Below are 19,495 nucleotides of genomic sequence, written 5' to 3'. Positions count from 1 at the left end.
GGCCATCGCAGGCAAGCCAGCTCCCACATGGGTTTTGTGCTGTCAGGTAGAGAGAGATTTACTTGGGATACAACGGCGGCAAGCTGGTGGTGTCCGTTGCCGGGTCTTGGGCGCGCTCAACCATCGGGATGGCCTTGACCGCACGCCATAAATCTTCACCCAGCCAGTATTGGCCGCTCTCGCTGTACAGCGCGCCGTTCAACCCATCCAAGGCATCCGACAGCGGCACGAACCGCGCCGCCATGTCGGCCAGGGTTTCCGGCTGTTGCCGCGCCCAGGCATCCAGTGCCTGGCGCGTGGCTTGCGGGTCGTTGGCCTGGGTGGCGCGCTTGAGGTCGTCCAACAGCGAGCGCGGGCTCGGGCCGGTTTGTACGGCGCGTTGCACGGCGGGTTGGCGACGTGCGCGCCACCACAGGCCGAAACCCAACAGCGTGGTGCAGGCAAGTATCAAGGTGCTCAGTTGCCACAGCCACAGGCGGCTATCGTCCGGTGCGGTAATGACCGTTGGTGTGGCGGGCGTGTCCACCACCAGGCTTGGGTTGGTCGCCACTTGCAGCGTGCGTGCGGGCAGGCTGGTGCGTTCCAGGTGATCTTCGTGGGTGTTCCACCACACCACTTCCACGGCGGGCAACTCCACGGCACCGGCGCGGGTTGGCACCAGAGCTTCGCGGTCCTCACGGCTGCCGATCAGGCCACGGTCGCTGTTTTGGTTGCCGAGCACCGGCTGGTCCGGGTAGCGGCGCAGGCCATTGATGTCGCTGCTGGGCAGGGCCGGCAACTGGGCGCTGGACAGGCCTTCGGCCTTGACCGTGAGGCTGCGGGTCAGGGAGTCGCCCACTTGAACGTGATCAGGCTCGGGATTCCAGACTTCGCTCAGGGTCAAGCTGCGCGCGGGCAGCCAGGCGGCGTCGGCGGGGTAGAACTCCGGCTTGGGCTTGACGGTCAGCGGCAATTGGGCAGAGCTTGCGTGAATCAACTTGCCCGGCTTGGTGCCCTGCAGCGTGTTCTCTTGGGGCGGGCGCGATTCCACCAAGGTGGCGCTGAAAGTCTGCGCCGGAATCACCAAGGCACCGCTGTGCTGCGGGTAAATCGCATAGCGGGTTTCGATTACGCCGTGGCGAATGCTGTTGATGACCTTCTCGTAAGTGCGCGACTCGCCCAATTGTTCAATGCGCGCATCGGGGATTTGCAACGGCGTGAGGCTGCTGTCGTCATACAGCGACACCGAGTGGTACACGCGCACGGTCAACAGCACCTGGGCCTGAACGTACACACTGCTCTGGTCCAGATTGGCTTCGATAAACACCGGGGCCAGTTCGGCACTGGTGTTCTGGCTGGCGGTTTCCAGCACTTGCAGGCTGATCGGCTGGGTCTTGAGTTCGCCCACTTGCAGCGGCGGAATCACCACGGTGCCGTTTTCCTTGGGCAGCAACGTGATGATCCAGCGCGTGGTGGCGTGGTTATCGCCGCCCAAGGTAGTCAGCTGGTTGATCTGGCGCGTGCCGCTCACTTCAAACTGCGCATCCAGAGGTGACAAGTCGGGTTTGCCGAACTGGGTGACGTCGCTGGATTCCACTGTCAACTCCACCGTTTCCCCGGAATTGACGCGGCTGCGGTCGACACTCGCCACCAGGTTGGCCGCCTGGGCGTGGCTTGCCGACAGGGCGAGCAGGAGCAGAAGGGTGGTGCGGCGGCTCATCGAGTCTTGTCCTGATGTTGTTGCTGTTCGTACCAGAATTTACGTCGCAGCAGTTCGCCGGGGTTGTCCGGGATCTGCTGCAGCCATTGCTCCAGCGCCTGGCGGTGCTCGCCATCGAGGCTGGCATCGGCGGGGCGCAAGGGCGGGGTGGTGGTGTGTTCGTCCCCTAGCTCGCTGCCCGGTACGTCGTTGCCGCCGGCTTTGGGCGTGGCGCCCGTCTGGTTATCGCCGGCACTGGCCTGGCCTTGGCCTTGGGGTGATTGCTCGCCCCCCGTGGCACTTTGGCCGCTGCTGCCCGGTTGCGCAGTTTGGCCGGGTTGGGTGGTTTCGTCATCCTCATTTTTGACAGGCTTGGCCGGCTCGGGCTGGGCCTTTTCCTGGATCAGGGTTTCGACCAGCGCTTTGTTTTTCAGCGCCGGTTGCAGGTCGGGCTGGGCTTCGAGTGCTTGCTCATAAGCGTCGATGGCGGCTTCCAGTTCGCCGGATTTGGCCAGCGCATTCCCGCGATTGTAGTGGGAATACGCGTCATTGCCTTGGGCAAAACGCTTGATCGCCTCGGCGTAGTTGCCCGCCTCATACAGTGCCACGCCTTGCCATTGCGGGTCTTCGAAGTGTTTGGCGGCCTCGTTGGGGCGTTGTTTCTTCAGCAGATATTGGCCTTGCTGGTCGGGTCGCAGCCACAGGTCCTGAAGTTCAAAGGCATAGCTGGGCTGCGGCGCACCAAGTAACAGTAACGGCACGCAGAACAGCCAGCCGCGACGCCCGGCGCAGGCGGCGAGCAATAATAACGGTAGCAGCAGCCAGTAACCCTGGTCGGCCCAGGTGTCGAGGTGCAGCAGTTGGCCGTCGTTGCGCAGGGCCTGCGGGCCATCGAGCAGGTTGAGCTGGCGCAGGTCTTTGTCATCCAGGCGCGCGGCGCGGTAGCGGCCACCCATTTCACTGGCAAACGCCTTGAGCGTCGGGCCGTCCAGGCGCGGCACCAGAATGGCGCCCTGGTCATCCTTAAGGAACTCACCGCTTTCCTGGGTCACCGGCGTGCCTTCGCGGCTGCCGATGCCGAGGATCGACAAGCTGGGGGCCTGGGCGCTCTGCAACTGCAGGCGAATGCCTTGACGCTCCTGTTTCGACAGCGACGAGCCGACCAGCAACAGGCGCCCCTGGCCGAGACCGGCTTGCTTGAGCAAACCCAGGGCTTTTTCCACCGCCAGATCGGCACGATGGCCTGGCTCGGGCATGATCGAGGGACGCAGGGCTTCGAGCAGGTTGCGGCTGGTGGCCAGATCATCCGACAGCGGCACCAGCGTATGGGCGCTGCCGGCATACACGACGATGGCGGTGGGCGCGTTGTCGCGTGCCTGCAGCAAGTCATAGAGCTTGCGCCGCGCCTGTTCCAAACGATTGGGCGGGCTGTCGGTGGCGAGCATTTCCGGGGTCAGCTCCAACAGCACCACCACCGGGTCGGCCGGTTTCTGGCTGTTCTGTTCAACCCTTTGCCAACTGGGGCCAAGCAATGCCAGCACGGCCAGCAGCCAGGCGATGCCCAACACCACCCAGGGCGATTTACTTTCGCGGCCATTGCCGCCACTGAGCAGCACCGCATGAAACGCCGGCGGCAAAATCATTTGCCAACGCCCGGCGCGCTTTTGTCGGTGCCACAGCTGCCACAGCAGCCAGCCGAGCAACGGCAGCAGCAACAACCACCAAGGGCGAAACCAGTGTGGCCACAGGTCGATCATCGACGCCTCCGCAAGCGCAGGCGTTTAAGGCGTTGGCGCCATTGCGGGTGCTGTTGCAGGAAAATGCCCTTGGTCGAGAGTTTGTTGAAGGTGCGTTGCAAGGGGTTATTGGGCCAGCGTTCTTGAACCACCAGCAACATGCTCAGGATCAACGCCAGCGCCAGCGGTGCGCTGTACAGCGCCTGGGCCGGGCGTGCCTGGGTCGGCTGTTGCGCGACGGGCTCAAGCTGGTCCAGGGTTTGTTTGATTTTTTGCAGCTCGTCGCCGTCGCGGGCGCGGAAGTAGCGGCCACCGGTGGCGTCCGCGATGGCCTTCAAGGCCGGTTCATCCAGGTCCAGGCTCGGGTTGACGCCCAGGATGCCCAACGAACCGGTTTGCTCCGGGTCGGCGCCGATGCCGATCGGGTAGATTTTCACGCCTTCTTCGGCCGCCAGGCGTGCGGCGGTCAGCGGGTCGATCTGCCCGGCATTGTTGGCGCCATCGGTGACCAGGATCAGCACACGGCTTTGCGCCGGGCGCTGGCGCAGGCGTTTCAAGGCCAGGCCAATCGCATCGCCGATGGCGGTGTTTTTGCCGGCGATGCCGATACGTGCTTCATCCAACCAGGTGCGCACGGTGCGCCGGTCGAAGGTCAGCGGGGCTTGCAGGTAAGCCTGGCTGCCAAACAGGATCAGGCCCACGCGGTCGCCTTCACGGCTTTCCAGGAAGTCGCCGAGCAAATGCTGCACCAGGCTCAGGCGGCTGACGTCATCGTCCTGCCAGTGCATGTCAGGGAAATCCATGGAGCCGGACACATCCACGGCCACCAGCAAGTCACGGCCGCTGGCGGCAATGGGCAGCGGTTCGCCAAGCCACTCCGGGCGCGCGGCGGCGGTCAGCAGCAGCAGCCACAGCACCATGAACGGCGCTTGCTGGCGCCAGCCGGGCAGGTTGACCCGCGCACGGCGGCGCGCCAGGCCCTCAAGGTCGGCCAGGTAGCTGACCTTCAGCGCGGGTTCGCCGCTGTCGGCCACTGGCAGGATGAAGCGCATCAACCACGGCAAGGGCAACAGGGCGAAGATCCACGGCCAGGCGAACTCAAACATGTTTGCGAATCCAGGTATCGACCGCTTGGGTCAGGCCGGCGATGGCCTTGTCGTCGAGTTTGCATTCGGGTTTGTAGGCGCCTTCGACCAACACCATCCAGCGTGTAAGCCCGGCGGCCGGGCAACGGTTGTCGAGGAACGCCAACCATTTGCGCCCGTTTAATGTGTGGCTCTGGCTGTAGGGGTAGTCGTTGCGGCACAGGCGCTTGAGCAGGCCATTGAGCTGCTGCAGCCAGGCACCGGCGGGCGCGCCGTCGTAGGGTTTGGGCATCAGCGCAAGTTCGGCCAGGGCGGCGATGCGCAGCGGGTCCAACGGTTGTTCGGCGCGGGCCACGGGGCGTCGGGTGGGCAGGAAACGGCGCAACCACCATAGGCCCCAGCCCAGCAGCGGGATCACCAGCAGCAGCAGCCACCAACCCGGCGCAGGCGGCCAGAACCCGATGGCCGGCGGGGCGATCAGTGGCTGCAGTTGGTCGAGGCTGCTCATTGCTTTTTAACCGGGCGTTGCGGGTTGAGGTATTCGCGCAATTGCTCGACCATCTCGCTTTGGGTGCTCAGGGGCATCAATAGAATGCGCAGCTTCTGTGCCAGCAGTTCCCAGCGCGCAATGCGTTCCTCAGCCTGGGCTTTATAGGCTTGGCGCAAATCGAAATTCAGCGTGTCCAGTTCCAATTGCGCGCCACGTTCAGCGAAACGCAGCAGCCCGGCGGCGGGCAGGGCGTGGTCCAGTGGGTCGGAGATCGGCAACAATAACAGGTCGCAATGGCGTGACAGCAGGCTCAGCTGTTGCTCGGCGCCTTCGGTCAACGCGCGTTCATCGCAGATCACAATCACCAGGCTGCCCGGGCGCAACACTTCGCGGCCACGGCGCAGCGCCATGCCCAACGCGTCGGCTTCGGGGCGGCTTTCGGTATTCAGGCTCTGGTTCACGCGCACCAGGCGGTTAAGCAATTGCAGCAGGCTTTGTTTACTGCGCCGGGGCTTGATTTCGTAGTGCTCGCTGTCGCCGAACACCAACCCGCCGACGCGGTCGTTGTGCCCCAGCGCGGCCCAGCCGATCAAGCTGGCGGCTTGGGCGGCGAGTACCGATTTGAACATTTGCCCGGAGCCGAAGAACAGCCGACAGCTTTGCTCAACCATGATGAAAATCGGCCGTTCACGTTCTTCATGAAATAGCTTGGTGTGCGGCTCCTGGGTGCGGGCCGTCACGCGCCAGTCGATGGTGCGCACATCGTCGCCAGCCTGGTACACGCGAACTTGGTCGAAGTCGACACCGCGCCCACGCAGCTTGGAGTGGTGCAGGCCAATCAGCGGGCTGCGCTGGCTTGGCGTGGAAAACAGCTGCACTTCGCGCACGCGGTGGCGCATCTCAATCAATTCGCTGAGCGTGACGCGGATTCCATCGCCGGCATTCATGGGGTTCAAGCGACGGCAACGACGTCGAGAATGCGTTGCACCACGCGGTCCTGGTCAATGCCGGCCGCTTCGGCCTCGAACGACAGGATGATGCGGTGACGCAGCACATCAAACAGTACTGCCTGGATATCTTCCGGGCTGACAAAGTCGCGCCCGGCCAGCCACGCATGGGCGCGGGCGCAGCGGTCGAGGGCGATGGAGCCGCGCGGGCTGGCGCCATAGGCGATCCACTCGGCCATCTCCGGGTCGAACTTGGCCGGGGTGCGCGTGGCCATGACCAGTTGCACCAGGTATTCCTCCACCGCATCGGCCATGTACAGGCCGAGGATTTCCTTGCGCGCGGCAAAAATCGCCTGCTGGCTCACGCGGCGCTCGGGCTTGGTTTCGCCATTGAGCGCCTCGCCACGGGCTTGCTGCAGGATGCGTCGTTCGACCGCCGCGTCCGGGAAACCGATTTTGACGTGCATCAAGAAGCGATCGAGCTGGGCCTCGGGCAGCGGGTAGGTGCCTTCCTGCTCAATGGGGTTTTGCGTGGCCATGACCAAAAACAGCGGCGACAGGTCGTAGGTGCTGCGACCCACACTGACCTGGCGCTCGGCCATGGCTTCGAGCAATGCCGACTGCACCTTGGCTGGCGCGCGGTTGATTTCGTCCGCCAGTACCAGGTTGTGAAAGATCGGGCCTTGCTGGAACACGAAGCTGCCGGTTTCCGGGCGATAGATCTCGGTGCCGGTGATGTCGGCCGGCAACAGGTCGGGGGTGAACTGGATACGATGGAACTGCGCTTCAATGCCTTCGGCCAGCTCTTTGATGGCCTTGGTCTTGGCCAGGCCCGGTGCGCCTTCTACCAGCATATGGCCGTCGGCGAGCAGGGCGATCAGCAAGCGATCGATGAGTTTTTCCTGGCCGAGAATCTGCGTAGAAAGAAAGGTTCGCAGCGCAAGCAGCGCTTCACGATGTTCCATCGATGACGGTTCCTGGAGAGATGAGCCCCAACGTCGAAAAAAACCGCCGGGCCTGGGGCATCTACTTTAATGCATCGCAGGGTATAGCGACTAACGACGCGGCGGGTATTTTTAGCAAAACTTGTAGGATTTTTGTGTGGAAAGCACAAATTCCACTGAGGGTCGCTCGGCCCCTGCGGGAGCTGGCTTGCCTGCGATGGCATCAACTGGAGTGACCTGATACACCGAGGTGCCTGCATCGCAGGCAAGCCAGCTCCCACATTTGATCCTTGGAACAGCCTAAATCCGGCTAAAGGTGCCGGTGCCCTTGAGGATGTTCTGCAAGGTTTCTTCAACTTCAGCCAAATCCGACGCGGCGGTGGTGTGGTTGATCCGCAAGTGGTCCTTGCCGCCCAGTGCATCGGCATCACCCGCCGCCAGTTCAATCACCAGCGTGGTGTCACTCAAGGTCACTTTCAGCCCATCCAGGGTCGACGGTTCGTAATCCCAGGTCAGCTCAACCTCATCTTCGTCCGGGTAACGGCTGAGCATGAACATTTCGCCATTATTGCCGTGGCAGCACAGCATGGCCATGTTGTCTTCTTCTTCGTCACAGGGTGTGGCGATCAGGTGGGGAGTGGTCAGTTGCATGGGCAGTCCTCTAAAAGCAGCGTACTTGAACGACGGGCGGCTAATTTTGCCATCGTACAAACGTTTACGCTGCTCTTAAGTGGATGGGACTGCCCCTGCCACTACTGGTATCGCACTTGCAGTGGGTTATTTCGCCAAAATAGTGGCCTTTAACACTGTTTTGATCGGCCCGGTGATGGGCTCTGAAGCCTTGCCAGCCCCCGCAGTCAGTATTGGCTTGAGCGCATTGAATACACCGAACGTAATCCTGTCATCGGCGTTTGCGCGGTCGTTGGCGTTGTCGTGAATGCCCACGCCCACTTCCAGCAATCCGGAGCCCACACTCAGCGCCGTCAGCAAGATGCCCACGGGGGGCAGTGCCAAGCCAATGGGGGTTGCAAGCAGAAGCGCTCCATCCAACCATTTTTTTGCCTTAAGAATTGTTTGCTTGTTGTGGTCTGTGTTCAGCACGAACTCCTGGTTGGTACTGGCTTTCATGCTTTTTTCTGTGCGCTCTTGAACCTCGCTGAAAGGGTCGTCCGTGATCTTTTTGCCATCAAATACGCCACCCTCTTCCCAAAAGCCTTGCCGTTCCAGGAAGTCCACAGCGCCTGGCTCTTTGATGTGCTGTCGAATCAGCTCCAATCGCGCATCGAAGCCTTTTTTAAATAATGAAGACGAAGCATCTTTTGGGGAGAAATGTTTTTTGAAAGCGGCGGCTTTATCTTCGTCAATCAATTGGGTAGCCAGCCATTTATTCATTGCTTGGGGCGAATCGAACGAGTGGATGGGGGACGAATTGCCTGGAATGTATAGAAGCGTTTTCTGAGTATTGACGTCTCTGGTATAGAAAATGTCAGTGGAGTGGAAGCCATTGAAACTCAGAAATTTGGTCTCCAGGCTTGCGTCTGGCGTGTGCGGTTTAACCAGTGTTTCCAGCCCTGCATCCAGATAAGTCTGGTTGGCGGGTACACCGACGAGGCTCATGGCGATCTTTCGGCCTTCCTCGTCCAGCGAGCGCTCATGATGTTGCGCGTGCGCAGCATTAAGGTAGCTAATTTTGGCAAGTGCGGTATAGGACTCACGGGTTTCAGGCGACCACTTGAAGTTCAGGTACTGGTCGTAGGGTTTTTTATAGGCATGGTCCCAGACCATTTTTTTGAAGTCGGCCGGGGGGATCTGAACATGCTGGCCCGCACCGTAAGTAGTGGGTGCGTCGGGCGAGGGCTCAGTCACAATACCGTGATAATAAGTATTGAAATTGCCCACGAGTGGACGTGGGAAAGTGCCGTCCCAATTGGGCTTTTCCGTGTGGCGGGAATTAGGCTGTATGTCGAAGGGTTCGGTAGGTTGCCCTTTGGGAGCCTCTTGTTTTCCAGTCATCCCCTTGGGCCGTGGCGTGTGTTGAATATTCAGGCATGCCGCATCCGCCAGGGAGATTTTTTGTGTAATGACCGCCTTGTGAGGCGTGGTGTTTTTGTCATAAGCAAAGGTGACCAGAAAGGTTTTTTCCGGATCGGCGTCGATCCCCCACTTTTGTTTAATCTGGGCTGCCACATGTTCTGAGGTATGTTGAGTGGCGGACATGAAGGGTTTGTACTTGTCGGCTGCATACCTGTCGAGCGCGTTGTTTCTTTTTAATGGCTCGGAAAAATAAGAGGCTGGCCAGCTATCGTGTTGCACGGCAGGTTGTTCTGGCCGTACGGTCTGCTCGCCCCACTTCAACTCCGGGCGATCCCAGTTTAATTCAGGGAGGGGAGGCTTATTATGGGCTTGGCGCGGTGTTGGGTAAGTGGGAACGCCATTCGGTACATTCGTCGAGGCACTGATAATACCCTGACTTACAGTTGCAGTTATGCTGGTCATACTAAACGCTCACTTCAATTAATCAGTGGGCCGTCCGTGGTGTGTTTGCGCAATCGATGCTGTGTGCATCGAGTCAGTTTTAATTGGTCGAATGAGCTGTATTCACTCCATTCAAAATGCCTATGGCCTACACAGAAAAAAACTATCGTCCTACTCGCCCAGGTGCAGGGCGCTAGAGAATGTTCAGCGCTGCCTGCGCTTGACCGAATATGTCGCCGTACGGAAAGCAACCGTCTTCCTACACTCGTTAAGCTGCGCAGTGGATGCGCCACCGTCAGGCCGTTGACCTGCCCGTCGTACCGTCACTTGCCAAACGGCGCATCCGATGTGACCTGATCGCCTTGCGCAGCTTCACCCACCTGTCACCTCGATTCGTTATAAGGTTATTGACGAACAGAGCTGACGGTCTCCCCGCAAGGGGATAACACGCGACGCTTCCATCAATAACAAGCCCAAGCGGAGTACCACAGATGGCGTTCTTCACCGCAGCCAGCAAGTCCGACTTCCAGCATCAACTGCAAGCGGCACTGGCGCAGCACATCAGTGAACAGGCACTGCCACAAGTGGCGCTGTTCGCTGAGCAATTCTTCGGCATTATTTCCCTGGACGAACTGACCCAACGTCGCCTTTCCGACCTGGCCGGTTGCACCCTGTCTGCCTGGCGCCTGCTTGAGCGCTTTGATCACACCCAACCGCAAGTGCGGGTCTACAACCCCGATTACGAACGTCATGGCTGGCAGTCGACCCACACCGCGGTCGAAGTACTGCACCATGACCTGCCATTTCTGGTCGACTCGGTACGCACCGAGCTGAATCGCCGTGGCTACAGCATCCACACCCTGCAAACCACCGTGCTCAGCGTGCGTCGCGGCAAAAAAGGCGAGTTGCTGGAAATCCTGCCCAAAGGCACCCAGGGCGAAGGCATTCTGCAAGAATCGCTGATGTACCTGGAAATCGACCGTTGCGCCAATGCCGCCGAACTCAACGTGCTGAGCAAAGAGCTTGAGCAAGTGCTGGGCGAAGTGCGCGTGGCCGTGGCCGATTTCGAACCGATGAAAGCCAAGGTCCAGGACCTGCTGGCCGGTATCGACGCGAGCCAGTTCAGCATCGACGGCGAAGAAAAAGCCGAGATCAAGAGCTTCCTGGAATGGCTGGTGGGCAACCACTTCACCTTCCTTGGCTATGAAGAGTTTGTGGTACGTGACGAGGCGGACGGCGGTCATATCGAATATGACACCGGCTCCTTCCTCGGTCTGACCAAATTGCTGCGTGCCGGCCTCACCGCCGAAGACACGCGCATCGAAGACTACGCCGTGGCTTACCTGCGTGAACCGACCGTGCTGTCGTTCGCCAAGGCCGCGCACCCAAGCCGCGTGCACCGTCCGGCGTACCCGGACTATGTGTCGATCCGTGAGATCAGCGCCGACGGCAAGGTGATCAAGGAACACCGCTTCATGGGCCTCTACACCTCGTCGGTGTACGGCGAAAGCGTGCGAGTGATCCCTTACATCCGCCGTAAAGTCGCGGAAATCGAGCGCCGCTCGGGCTTCCAGGCCAAGGCACACCTGGGCAAAGAGCTGGCCCAGGTGGTTGAAGTCTTGCCGCGTGATGACCTGTTCCAGACCCCGGTCGACGAGCTGTTCAACACCGTGATGTCGATCGTGCAGATCCAGGAGCGCAACAAGATTCGCGTGTTCCTGCGCAAAGACCCGTACGGTCGTTTCTGCTACTGCCTGGCCTACGTGCCGCGCGACATCTATTCCACCGAAGTGCGCCAGAAGATCCAGCAAGTGCTGATGGATCGCCTGAAAGCCTCGGACTGCGAATTCTGGACCTTCTTCTCCGAATCCGTACTGGCCCGTGTGCAGTTGATTCTGCGGGTTGACCCGAAGAACCGCCTGGACATCGACCCGCTTCAGCTGGAAAAAGAAGTGGTGCAGGCCTGCCGCAGCTGGCAGGACGACTACGCCAGCCTGGTGGTGGAAAGCTTCGGCGAAGCCCAGGGCACCAACGTGCTGGCGGATTTCCCGAAAGGCTTCCCGGCAGGTTACCGCGAGCGTTTTGCTGCGCATTCGGCTGTGGTCGATATGCAGCACCTCAACAGCCTGACCGAAGCCAACCCGTTGGTCATGAGCTTCTATCAGCCGCTGGGCCAGGTCTCCGGCCAGCGTGAGCTGCATTGCAAGCTCTACCACGCCGACACGCCACTGGCGCTGTCCGACGTGCTGCCGATCCTGGAAAACCTCGGCCTGCGCGTGCTGGGCGAGTTCCCGTACCGCCTGCGTCACGCCAATGGCCGTGAGTTCTGGATCCATGATTTTGCGTTCATTGCCGCCGAAGGCGTGAACCTGGATATCCAGCAGCTCAACGACACCCTGCAGGACGCGTTCGTGCACATCGTGCATGGCGATGCCGAAAACGATGCGTTCAACCGTCTGGTACTTACCGCCGGCCTGCCTTGGCGCGACGTGGCGCTGCTGCGTGCTTACGCGCGTTACCTCAAGCAGATCCGCCTGGGCTTCGACCTGGGTTACATCGCCAGCACCCTGAACAACCACACCGACATCGCTCGCGAGTTGACCCGGTTGTTCAAGACCCGCTTCTACCTGGCGCGCAAGCTCACCGCCGATGACCTCGAAGACAAGCAGCAACGCCTGGAACAAGCGATTCTCACGGCCCTGGACGATGTTCAGGTGCTTAACGAAGACCGCATCCTGCGTCGCTACCTGGACCTGATCAAGGCCACCCTGCGCACCAACTTCTACCAGACCGACGCCAACGGCCAGAACAAGTCGTACTTCAGCTTCAAGTTCGACCCGCGTGCGATTCCTGAGCTGCCCAAGCCGGTGCCGAAGTTTGAAATCTTCGTGTACTCGCCGCGCGTTGAGGGCGTGCACCTGCGCTTTGGTAACGTTGCGCGCGGCGGCCTGCGCTGGTCCGACCGTGAAGAAGACTTCCGTACCGAAGTGCTCGGCCTGGTAAAAGCCCAGCAGGTCAAGAACTCGGTCATCGTGCCGGTGGGCGCGAAGGGCGGCTTCCTGCCGCGTCGCCTGCCATTGGGCGGCACCCGTGACGAGATCGCGGCCGAGGGCATCGCCTGCTACCGCATCTTCATTTCCGGCCTGTTGGACATTACCGACAACCTCAAGGACGGCGCCCTGGTGCCACCGGTCAACGTCGTGCGCCATGACGACGATGACCCGTACCTGGTCGTCGCGGCGGACAAGGGCACTGCGACCTTCTCCGACATCGCCAACGGCATTGCCATCGACTACGGCTTCTGGCTGGGCGATGCGTTCGCTTCCGGTGGTTCGGCAGGTTACGACCACAAGAAAATGGGCATCACCGCCAAGGGCGCGTGGGTCGGTGTACAGCGTCACTTCCGTGAGCGCGGCATCAACGTGCAGGAAGACAGCATCACCGTGGTGGGCGTCGGCGACATGGCCGGTGACGTGTTCGGTAACGGCTTGCTGATGTCCGACAAGCTGCAACTGGTCGCGGCCTTCAACCACCTGCATATCTTCATTGACCCGAACCCGAACCCGGCGACCAGCTTCGTCGAGCGCCAGCGCATGTTTGAGCTGCCGCGTTCGGCGTGGACCGACTACGACACCAGCATCATGTCCGAAGGCGGCGGGATCTTCTCGCGCAGTGCCAAAAGCATCGCTATTTCGCCACAGATGAAAGAACGCTTCGACATCCAGGCCGACAAGCTGACCCCGACCGAACTGCTCAACGCCTTGCTCAAGGCGCCGGTGGACCTGTTGTGGAACGGCGGTATCGGCACTTACGTCAAGGCCAGCACTGAAAGCCACGCCGACGTGGGCGACAAGGCCAACGACGCGTTGCGCGTCAATGGCAATGAGCTGCGCTGCAAAGTAGTGGGCGAGGGCGGTAACCTCGGCATGACCCAATTGGGCCGTGTGGAATTCGGCCTCAATGGCGGCGGCTCCAACACTGACTTCATCGACAACGCCGGTGGTGTGGACTGCTCCGACCACGAAGTGAACATCAAGATCCTGCTCAACGAAGTGGTGCAGGCCGGTGACATGACCGACAAGCAGCGAAACCAGCTGCTGGCGAGCATGACCGACGAAGTCGGCAACCTGGTGTTGGGCAACAACTACAAGCAGACCCAGGCGTTGTCCCTGGCCGCGCGCAAGGCTTACGAGCGTGCTGCCGAGTACAAGCGCCTGATGAGCGACCTGGAAGGCCGTGGCAAGCTGGACCGCGCCATCGAGTACCTGCCGACCGAAGAGCAGCTTGTGGAGCGTGCCTCCACCGGTAAGGGTTTGACCCGTCCTGAGCTGTCGGTGTTGATCTCCTACAGCAAGATCGACCTCAAGGAAGCCCTGCTCAAGTCGCTGGTGCCGGATGACGACTACCTGACCCGTGACATGGAGACCGCGTTCCCACCGAGCCTGGTGGCCAAGTTCGGCGAAGCCATGCGCCGTCACCGCCTCAAGCGCGAAATCGTCAGCACCCAGATCGCCAACGACCTGGTCAACCACATGGGCATTACCTTCGTTCAACGACTCAAAGAGTCGACCGGCATGAGCCCGGCGAACGTGGCCGGTGCTTACGTGATCGTGCGTGACATCTTCCACCTCCCGCACTGGTTCCGTCAGATCGAAGCCCTGGACCACCAGGTGTCCGCCGACGTGCAACTGGAGCTGATGGATGAGCTGATGCGCCTGGGCCGTCGTGCCACGCGCTGGTTCCTGCGCAGCCGTCGCAACGAGCAGGACGCTGGCCGCGACACCGCGCACTTCGGTCCGCACCTGGCGGCGTTGGGCCTCAAGCTCGACGAATTGCTGGAAGGCCCGACCCGCGAAGGCTGGCAGAACCGCTACCAGGCCTATACCGAAGCCGGCGTACCGGAATTGTTGGCGCGCATGGTTGCAGGCACGACTCACCTGTACACCTTGCTGCCGATTATCGAAGCCGCCGACGTGACCGGGCATGACGCCGCCGAAGTGGCCAAGGCCTACTTCGCCGTCGGCAGCGCGCTGGACCTGCCGTGGTACCTGCAGCAGATCAGCGATCTGCCGGTGGCCAACAACTGGCAGGCCCAGGCCCGCGAAGCGTTCCGCGACGATGTGGACTGGCAGCAACGGGCGATCACCATCTCGGTACTGCAAATGGCCGACGCGCCACAAGACATGGAAGCCCGCGTGGCCCTGTGGCTTGAGCAGCACCAGGACATGGCCGATCGCTGGCGCGCAATGATGGTCGAAATCCGTGCAGCAGTCGGCACGGACTACGCCATGTATGCGGTCGCCAACCGTGAGTTGCTCGACCTGGCGTTGAGCGGTCAGTCGGTGCTGCAACCGGCTTGATCCCTCGGTAAAACAAAAGCCCCCGTATCGTAAGATGCGGGGGCTTTTTGTTGGCGCCACATTCATCAAACCCCACACACCCAATGTGGGAGCTGGCTTGCCTGCGATAGCGGTCTTTCAGTAACAGGAAGGCTGCTGACCCACCGCTATCACAGGCAAGCCAGCTCCCACAGTTTGATGTTCATCCACTTGGACTCAGTGGTGTTTGAGTAATTTGCTTTCCAGATGATCCAGGTGCTGAGTCATCAGGGTCACGGCGCCACTTGAATCGCGTTGCTCCACCGCATCGACAATCCCCAGATGCTCCTGCCAGGCGCAGTAGGTGCAGGCTTTCGCCTCATATTGCGCAATGATCAATGACGTCAACGGCACCAGGCTGTTGAGGAATTGCGCCAACGGTGCGTTGCCTGCCATCTGCGCCAATTGAAGATGAAACTCCCCCGATAATCGAATCGCTGGCCCACGCTGGTCGCGTACGATGCAGTCGCGCTCCCGTGCAATCAACTCGCGCAGCTGGCGTATCTGCGGGGTGGTCGCTTGGGCGCAGGCCAACTGCACCACGGTGATCTCGGTCATCCGCCGCGCCTCCAGAATCTGACGCGCCTGCTGCGCATCCGGCGCCGCCACCTGGGCACGCTGGTTGGGGCGCAGGATGATCACTTGCTGATGGGACAGCTTGGCCAGCACACGGCGAATCACACTGCGGCTCACACCAAAGGTTTCGCCCAGGCTCTCTTCGGTAAAACGGCTGGCCGGGGCGATGCGTTGTTCGAGGATGGCATCGAACAGGCGTGGGTAGATGTCATCCACCGAAAGTTTTTTACCGCCAACCAGGCGCAGGGCAGGGAGGACGGCATTGCGTTGCAGGGCGGGGGCGCTCATGGTCGGTCTCCAAAAAATCAGCTGCCCAGATGGTCGTCCGGGATATTCAAACGAATGCCCATGCGCAGGCCTTCCTGGAGGATATGTCGGCGCATTTCGGCGCTGGCCAGGGCGCTGTTCTTGTTGCGGATGGCGCGCACCACGGCGTCGTTTTCCTGCAGGCGTTCGGCCAAGTGCTCGGGTGAATTGCGCAGTACCTGGGCGCTTTGCTTGAGGGCGTTGCTGGTTTGTTGCACCACGTTCTGGAAGATCGGGTTGGACGTCAGCGCGAACAGCTCTTCGTGAAAGCCGATGTAGGCGTTCATGCCCGCTTCGGCGTCGCCGGCATCCAGGGCTTCGCGCATGTCCATCAAGGTCAGGCGCAATTGGCCGACTTCCTTGCTGCTGATGGACTGGGCCACCAGGCCGACAATGAAGGGTTCGAGGGTGTAGCGCAGTTGCAGGATATCTTCGAGGCTGGCGTCGGCCACGGCATCGCTGGACTGTGGCTCGCTGACGCTGGTTTCCAGCACGACCACGCCTTTGCCGGGCATCGAGCGCACCAGGCCCAGGGTTTCCAGCACGATCACGGCTTCGCGCAGGCTCGGGCGGCTGATGCCCATCTGCTCGGCCAGTTCACGCTGGCCGGGGAGCATGTCGCCCTGGCGCCACTGGCCCCGCTTGAGTGCGGCGCGCAGTTTTTCTACGACTGAGTTGACGACGGTTGAAGTGCTGATCACGTCTACGTCTCCTTGGATGTTGCCAATAGGGTCGCGATTCCATGTGGGACCCGACAAGCCAGCTCCCACAGTTGGATCGTATTGCTAGAATTCCTGATGCGCCGGCAGCACCGGCTTCTTGGCCTGGAAGGCATACCCTTGCTCGCCATCGAGCACCTTGTTGGCGCGCTGGATATCAATGTCTTTTTCCCAACGGGCAATGGCCACGGTAGCGACACAGTTGCCGATCAGGTTAGTCAGCGCGCGGCCGATGCCCATGAACCAGTCCACCGCCAACACCAGCACCAGCCCCACCACCGGAATTGCCGGGATCGCGGTCAGCGTGGCCGCCAAAATCACCAGCGCCGAGCCCGGAATGCCGTGGGCACCTTTGGAGGTGATCAACGACACCAGCAGGATGGTCAGCAAATCAGTCATCGACAGCGGTGTCCCGGTGGCATTGGCGATAAATACGATGGCCAGGGTCAGGTAGATCGAGAAACCGTCGAGGTTGAACGAATAACCGGTCGGAATCACCAGGCCGACGGTGGAGCTGCCAATGCCCAAGTGCTCGAGTTTACGCATGATCTGCGGCAATACCGCGTCGGAGGAGGCGGTGCCCATCACGATCAGCAGCTCTTCGCGCAGGTACTTGAGCAGCGGCAGCATGCGCAGGCCGGACAAACGCATCACCAGGCCCAGCACCAGCCCGACAAAAGCAAAGCAGGTCAGGTAGAACAAACCCACCAGGCTGCCCAGGTGTTGCAGCGAATCCAGGCCGTAGGTACTGGTGGTAAAGGCGATGGCGCCGAATACACCGATCGGCGCCAGACGCACAATCATGCCCATGATGCGAAAGATCACATGGCTCAGCTCGTTGATCAGCCGCGAGATGCCGGAAGCGGCTTCGCCCACCAGGTTCAGCGCGCTGCCGAACAGCACCGAAAACAGCAGCACTTGCAGCACATTGTTGTCGGCAAAGGCGCCGATCACCGAATTGGGGATCAGGTCCATCAGGAACTGGCTGGTGCCGCGAATGTGCTGGCCCTTGTCGGCCAGCTCATTGAGACCGGCGGACGACAGTTGCTCCAAGTGAATATTGGCGCCTTGGCCGATACCCGTGCTGAAGGCCATGATCAGGCCGATCACCAGGGCGACGGTGGTCAGCACTTCGAAGTAGATCACTGACTTCAAGCCAATGCGTCCGACCTTCTTCAGGTCGCCGGCGCCGGAGATCCCGCTGACCACCACGCAGAATACGATCAGGCCAATCAGCATTTTGATCAGCTTGATAAAGCCGTCACCCAGGGGTTTGAGTTGTGAGGAGAATTCGGGAAGGGCCAGGCCGCAGATAACGCCTAACATCAGGCCAATCACGACTTGCAGGAAAATCGAACGCGAGCACCATCTGAGCATGGGAGGGATCTCTATTCGGTGCCCTGGTGGTTCCAGGGCTTAATTGTTGTGGTCTTACCGGTATGTCCAGTGCGCGGCCAGTCTACGCTGGGTTTTTTTCAAATCACAAGTAAATATTCGACGGTTGTCAGGTCCCGGTCTGACCAGTTGGTCGGTAAGGGTGATGCTTGAGCGGTTGGCAGGTAATATTTTTTTTCGCTTATCATCCGCGCCTTGATTGGCGAGGTGACACATGGATAGACCCGGGCTGACCACCGACGCAGCAGGGCTGACGCACTGCACCTGGCGCACTGCCGCACCTGAATATCCGCGTTACCACGACCACGAGTGGGGCGTACCGGTGGCAGACGATACCCAGCTGTACGAGAAAATTTGCCTGGAAGGTTTCCAGGCGGGCATGGCGTGGATCACCATTTTGCGTAAGCGCGAGCAGTTTCGGGCGGCGTTCGAAGGGTTTGATTTTCGCCGCGTTGCGCAATACGGCGAGGCCGACATTGAGCGGCTGATGAACGACCCAGGCATCGTGCGCAACCGCGCGAAGATCGTCTCGACCATCAATAACGCACGCCGGGCCTGTGAGTTGGTGGACGAAACCGGTTCGCTGGCGCGCTGGTTGTGGGCGTTTGAACCCACGCCAGAGGAACGCCCGGCGGTGGTGGACATGGCTTACTGGACCGGCAACCCGACGTCACCGGCGTCGCTGCGTTTGTCCAAAGCCTTGAAGAAGCGCGGCTGGACTTTTGTTGGCCCCACCACGATGTACGCGCTGATGCAGGCGATGGGGATGGTCAATGATCACTTGGAGGGCTGCGTTTGCCGCCCGCGCATAGAGGCGCTACGCCAACAGTTCAAGCGCCCTTGAGTGTATGGCGAGGGAGCTTGCTCCCGTTGGACTGTGCAGCAGTCTCCCGATTTTTGGGGGCGCTTCGCACCCCAGCGCAAGCAAGCTTGCTCGCCACAGTAAGCTTGCTACCCCAGGGATTTTGCGGTGCCTGGAAGGTCAGGTCAGGACAGGAAGCCACCGTCCACATTCAGCGACACACCGGTGGTGTAGCTGGACGCATCACTGGCCAGGAACAGCACCGCACCGGCCATCTCGCTCGGGTCGGCTACGCGCTTGAGCGGGATCTGCGCCAGGGCCACCTTCAGGATCGAGTCGTTCTTGACCAGCGCCGAGGCGAACTTGGTGTCGGTCAGGCCCGGCAGCAAGGCGTTGCAACGGATGCCGAACGCCGCGCATTCCTTGGCAAACACTTTGGTCATGTTGATCACGGCGGCCTTGGTCACCGAGTAGATGCCCTGGAACACGCCCGGGGAGATGCCGTTGATCGAGGCCACGTTGATGATGCTGCCGCCGCCGTTGTCGCGCATCAGCTTGCCGGCTTCCACCGACATGAAGAAGTAACCGCGGATGTTCACGTCAACGGTCTTCTGGAAGGCGCCCAGGTCGGTGTCCAGTACGTTGCAGAATTGCGGGTTGGTTGCAGCGTTGTTAACCAGGATATCCAGGCGCCCAAACTGTTCGCGGATACCGGCGAACACTTGGGTAATCTGCTCCATTTCGCCGATATGACAGGCCACGGCGGTGGCTTTGCCGCCCGCGGCGATGATCGCGTCGGCCACGTGCTGGCAGCCTTCGAGCTTGCGGCTGGAGACGATCACATGGGCGCCTTGCTGGGCCAGGAGCTTGGCGATGGCTTCACCGATGCCACGGCTGGCGCCGGAAACGAAAGCGATCTTGCCGTCGAGGTCGAACAGGTGGGTCTTGGACATGCTGGGTTCCT

14 protein-coding genes are annotated in these 19,495 nt (G+C 60.8%); 2 read left to right on the top strand and 12 right to left on the bottom strand.

Annotated elements, in window-relative coordinates; all coding sequences use genetic code 11:
• Positions 1–58: 58 nt before the first annotated feature.
• The 8 genes from HU759_RS16795 to HU759_RS16760 form a co-directional block, all read right to left on the bottom strand.
• Positions 59–1,699 carry a BatD family protein gene (locus HU759_RS16795; protein WP_170039624.1) on the bottom strand — a complete coding sequence of 547 codons (1,641 nt, stop codon included), beginning with the start codon at positions 1,697–1,699 and terminating at the stop codon, positions 59–61.
• Entirely contained in the window at positions 1,696–3,435 is a 1,740-nt protein-coding gene (locus HU759_RS16790) for a tetratricopeptide repeat protein (protein WP_099549322.1), read from the bottom strand. Before HU759_RS16790 ends, HU759_RS16795 begins: the two co-directional genes overlap by 4 nt.
• Positions 3,432–4,520: a VWA domain-containing protein gene (locus tag HU759_RS16785; protein WP_170039621.1), complete on the bottom strand. Its 1,089-nt coding sequence runs from the start codon at positions 4,518–4,520 to the stop codon at positions 3,432–3,434. The genes HU759_RS16790 and HU759_RS16785 overlap by 4 nt, the downstream gene beginning before the upstream one ends.
• On the bottom strand, positions 4,513–5,007 hold the full coding sequence (locus tag HU759_RS16780) for a DUF4381 domain-containing protein (RefSeq protein WP_017136650.1): 495 nt from the start codon (positions 5,005–5,007) through the stop codon (positions 4,513–4,515). The genes HU759_RS16785 and HU759_RS16780 overlap by 8 nt, the downstream gene beginning before the upstream one ends.
• Complete coding sequence (locus tag HU759_RS16775) at positions 5,004–5,936, bottom strand: DUF58 domain-containing protein (RefSeq protein WP_017136649.1); 933 nt, start codon at positions 5,934–5,936, stop codon at positions 5,004–5,006. The genes HU759_RS16780 and HU759_RS16775 overlap by 4 nt, the downstream gene beginning before the upstream one ends.
• A 5-nt stretch (positions 5,937–5,941) precedes the next feature.
• Positions 5,942–6,901, bottom strand: a complete 960-nt coding sequence (locus HU759_RS16770) for a MoxR family ATPase (protein WP_003174327.1) — start codon at positions 6,899–6,901, stop codon at positions 5,942–5,944.
• 279 nt (positions 6,902–7,180) lie between these two features.
• Complete coding sequence (locus HU759_RS16765; protein WP_017136648.1) at positions 7,181–7,531, bottom strand: hypothetical protein; 351 nt, start codon at positions 7,529–7,531, stop codon at positions 7,181–7,183.
• A gap of 126 nt (positions 7,532–7,657) precedes the next feature.
• The gene (locus tag HU759_RS16760; protein ID WP_170039618.1) at positions 7,658–9,376 is read right to left on the bottom strand and encodes a DUF6543 domain-containing protein; all 1,719 of its coding nucleotides are present in this window, start codon (positions 9,374–9,376) and stop codon (positions 7,658–7,660) included.
• A 470-nt stretch (positions 9,377–9,846) separates the two neighbouring features.
• Between HU759_RS16760 and HU759_RS16755 the strand changes: the two genes are divergently transcribed.
• Complete coding sequence (locus HU759_RS16755) at positions 9,847–14,715, top strand: NAD-glutamate dehydrogenase (RefSeq protein WP_017136646.1); 4,869 nt, start codon at positions 9,847–9,849, stop codon at positions 14,713–14,715.
• A 195-nt stretch (positions 14,716–14,910) separates the two neighbouring features.
• Here HU759_RS16755 and HU759_RS16750 read toward each other — a convergent pair whose 3' ends face one another.
• The 3 genes from HU759_RS16750 to HU759_RS16740 form a co-directional block, all read right to left on the bottom strand.
• Positions 14,911–15,597 carry a GntR family transcriptional regulator gene (locus HU759_RS16750; RefSeq protein ID WP_170039615.1) on the bottom strand — a complete coding sequence of 229 codons (687 nt, stop codon included), beginning with the start codon at positions 15,595–15,597 and terminating at the stop codon, positions 14,911–14,913.
• A gap of 17 nt (positions 15,598–15,614) precedes the next feature.
• A complete protein-coding gene (locus HU759_RS16745) occupies positions 15,615–16,316 on the bottom strand; it encodes a FadR/GntR family transcriptional regulator (protein ID WP_017136644.1) in 702 nt (233 codons plus the stop codon).
• An 84-nt stretch (positions 16,317–16,400) separates the two neighbouring features.
• On the bottom strand, positions 16,401–17,726 hold the full coding sequence (locus HU759_RS16740) for a C4-dicarboxylate transporter DctA (RefSeq protein ID WP_169986452.1): 1,326 nt from the start codon (positions 17,724–17,726) through the stop codon (positions 16,401–16,403).
• Between the two features lie 217 nt (positions 17,727–17,943).
• On the opposite strand from HU759_RS16740, the gene HU759_RS16735 reads away from it, so the two are divergent.
• A complete protein-coding gene (locus HU759_RS16735) occupies positions 17,944–18,573 on the top strand; it encodes a DNA-3-methyladenine glycosylase I (RefSeq protein ID WP_170039612.1) in 630 nt (209 codons plus the stop codon).
• Positions 18,574–18,716: 143 nt separating this feature from the next.
• On the opposite strand, the gene HU759_RS16730 is transcribed toward HU759_RS16735, so the two are convergent.
• Positions 18,717–19,484: an SDR family oxidoreductase gene (locus tag HU759_RS16730; RefSeq protein ID WP_170039609.1), complete on the bottom strand. Its 768-nt coding sequence runs from the start codon at positions 19,482–19,484 to the stop codon at positions 18,717–18,719.
• Positions 19,485–19,495: the final 11 nt, after the last annotated feature.

Origin of the sequence: Pseudomonas sp. OE 28.3 (assembly GCF_014268205.2) — a bacterium.
GTDB classification, from domain to species: domain Bacteria; phylum Pseudomonadota; class Gammaproteobacteria; order Pseudomonadales; family Pseudomonadaceae; genus Aquipseudomonas; species Aquipseudomonas edaphica.
Note: the sequence above shows the minus strand (reverse complement) of the source record. Positions and strands in the feature narration are given on the sequence as shown.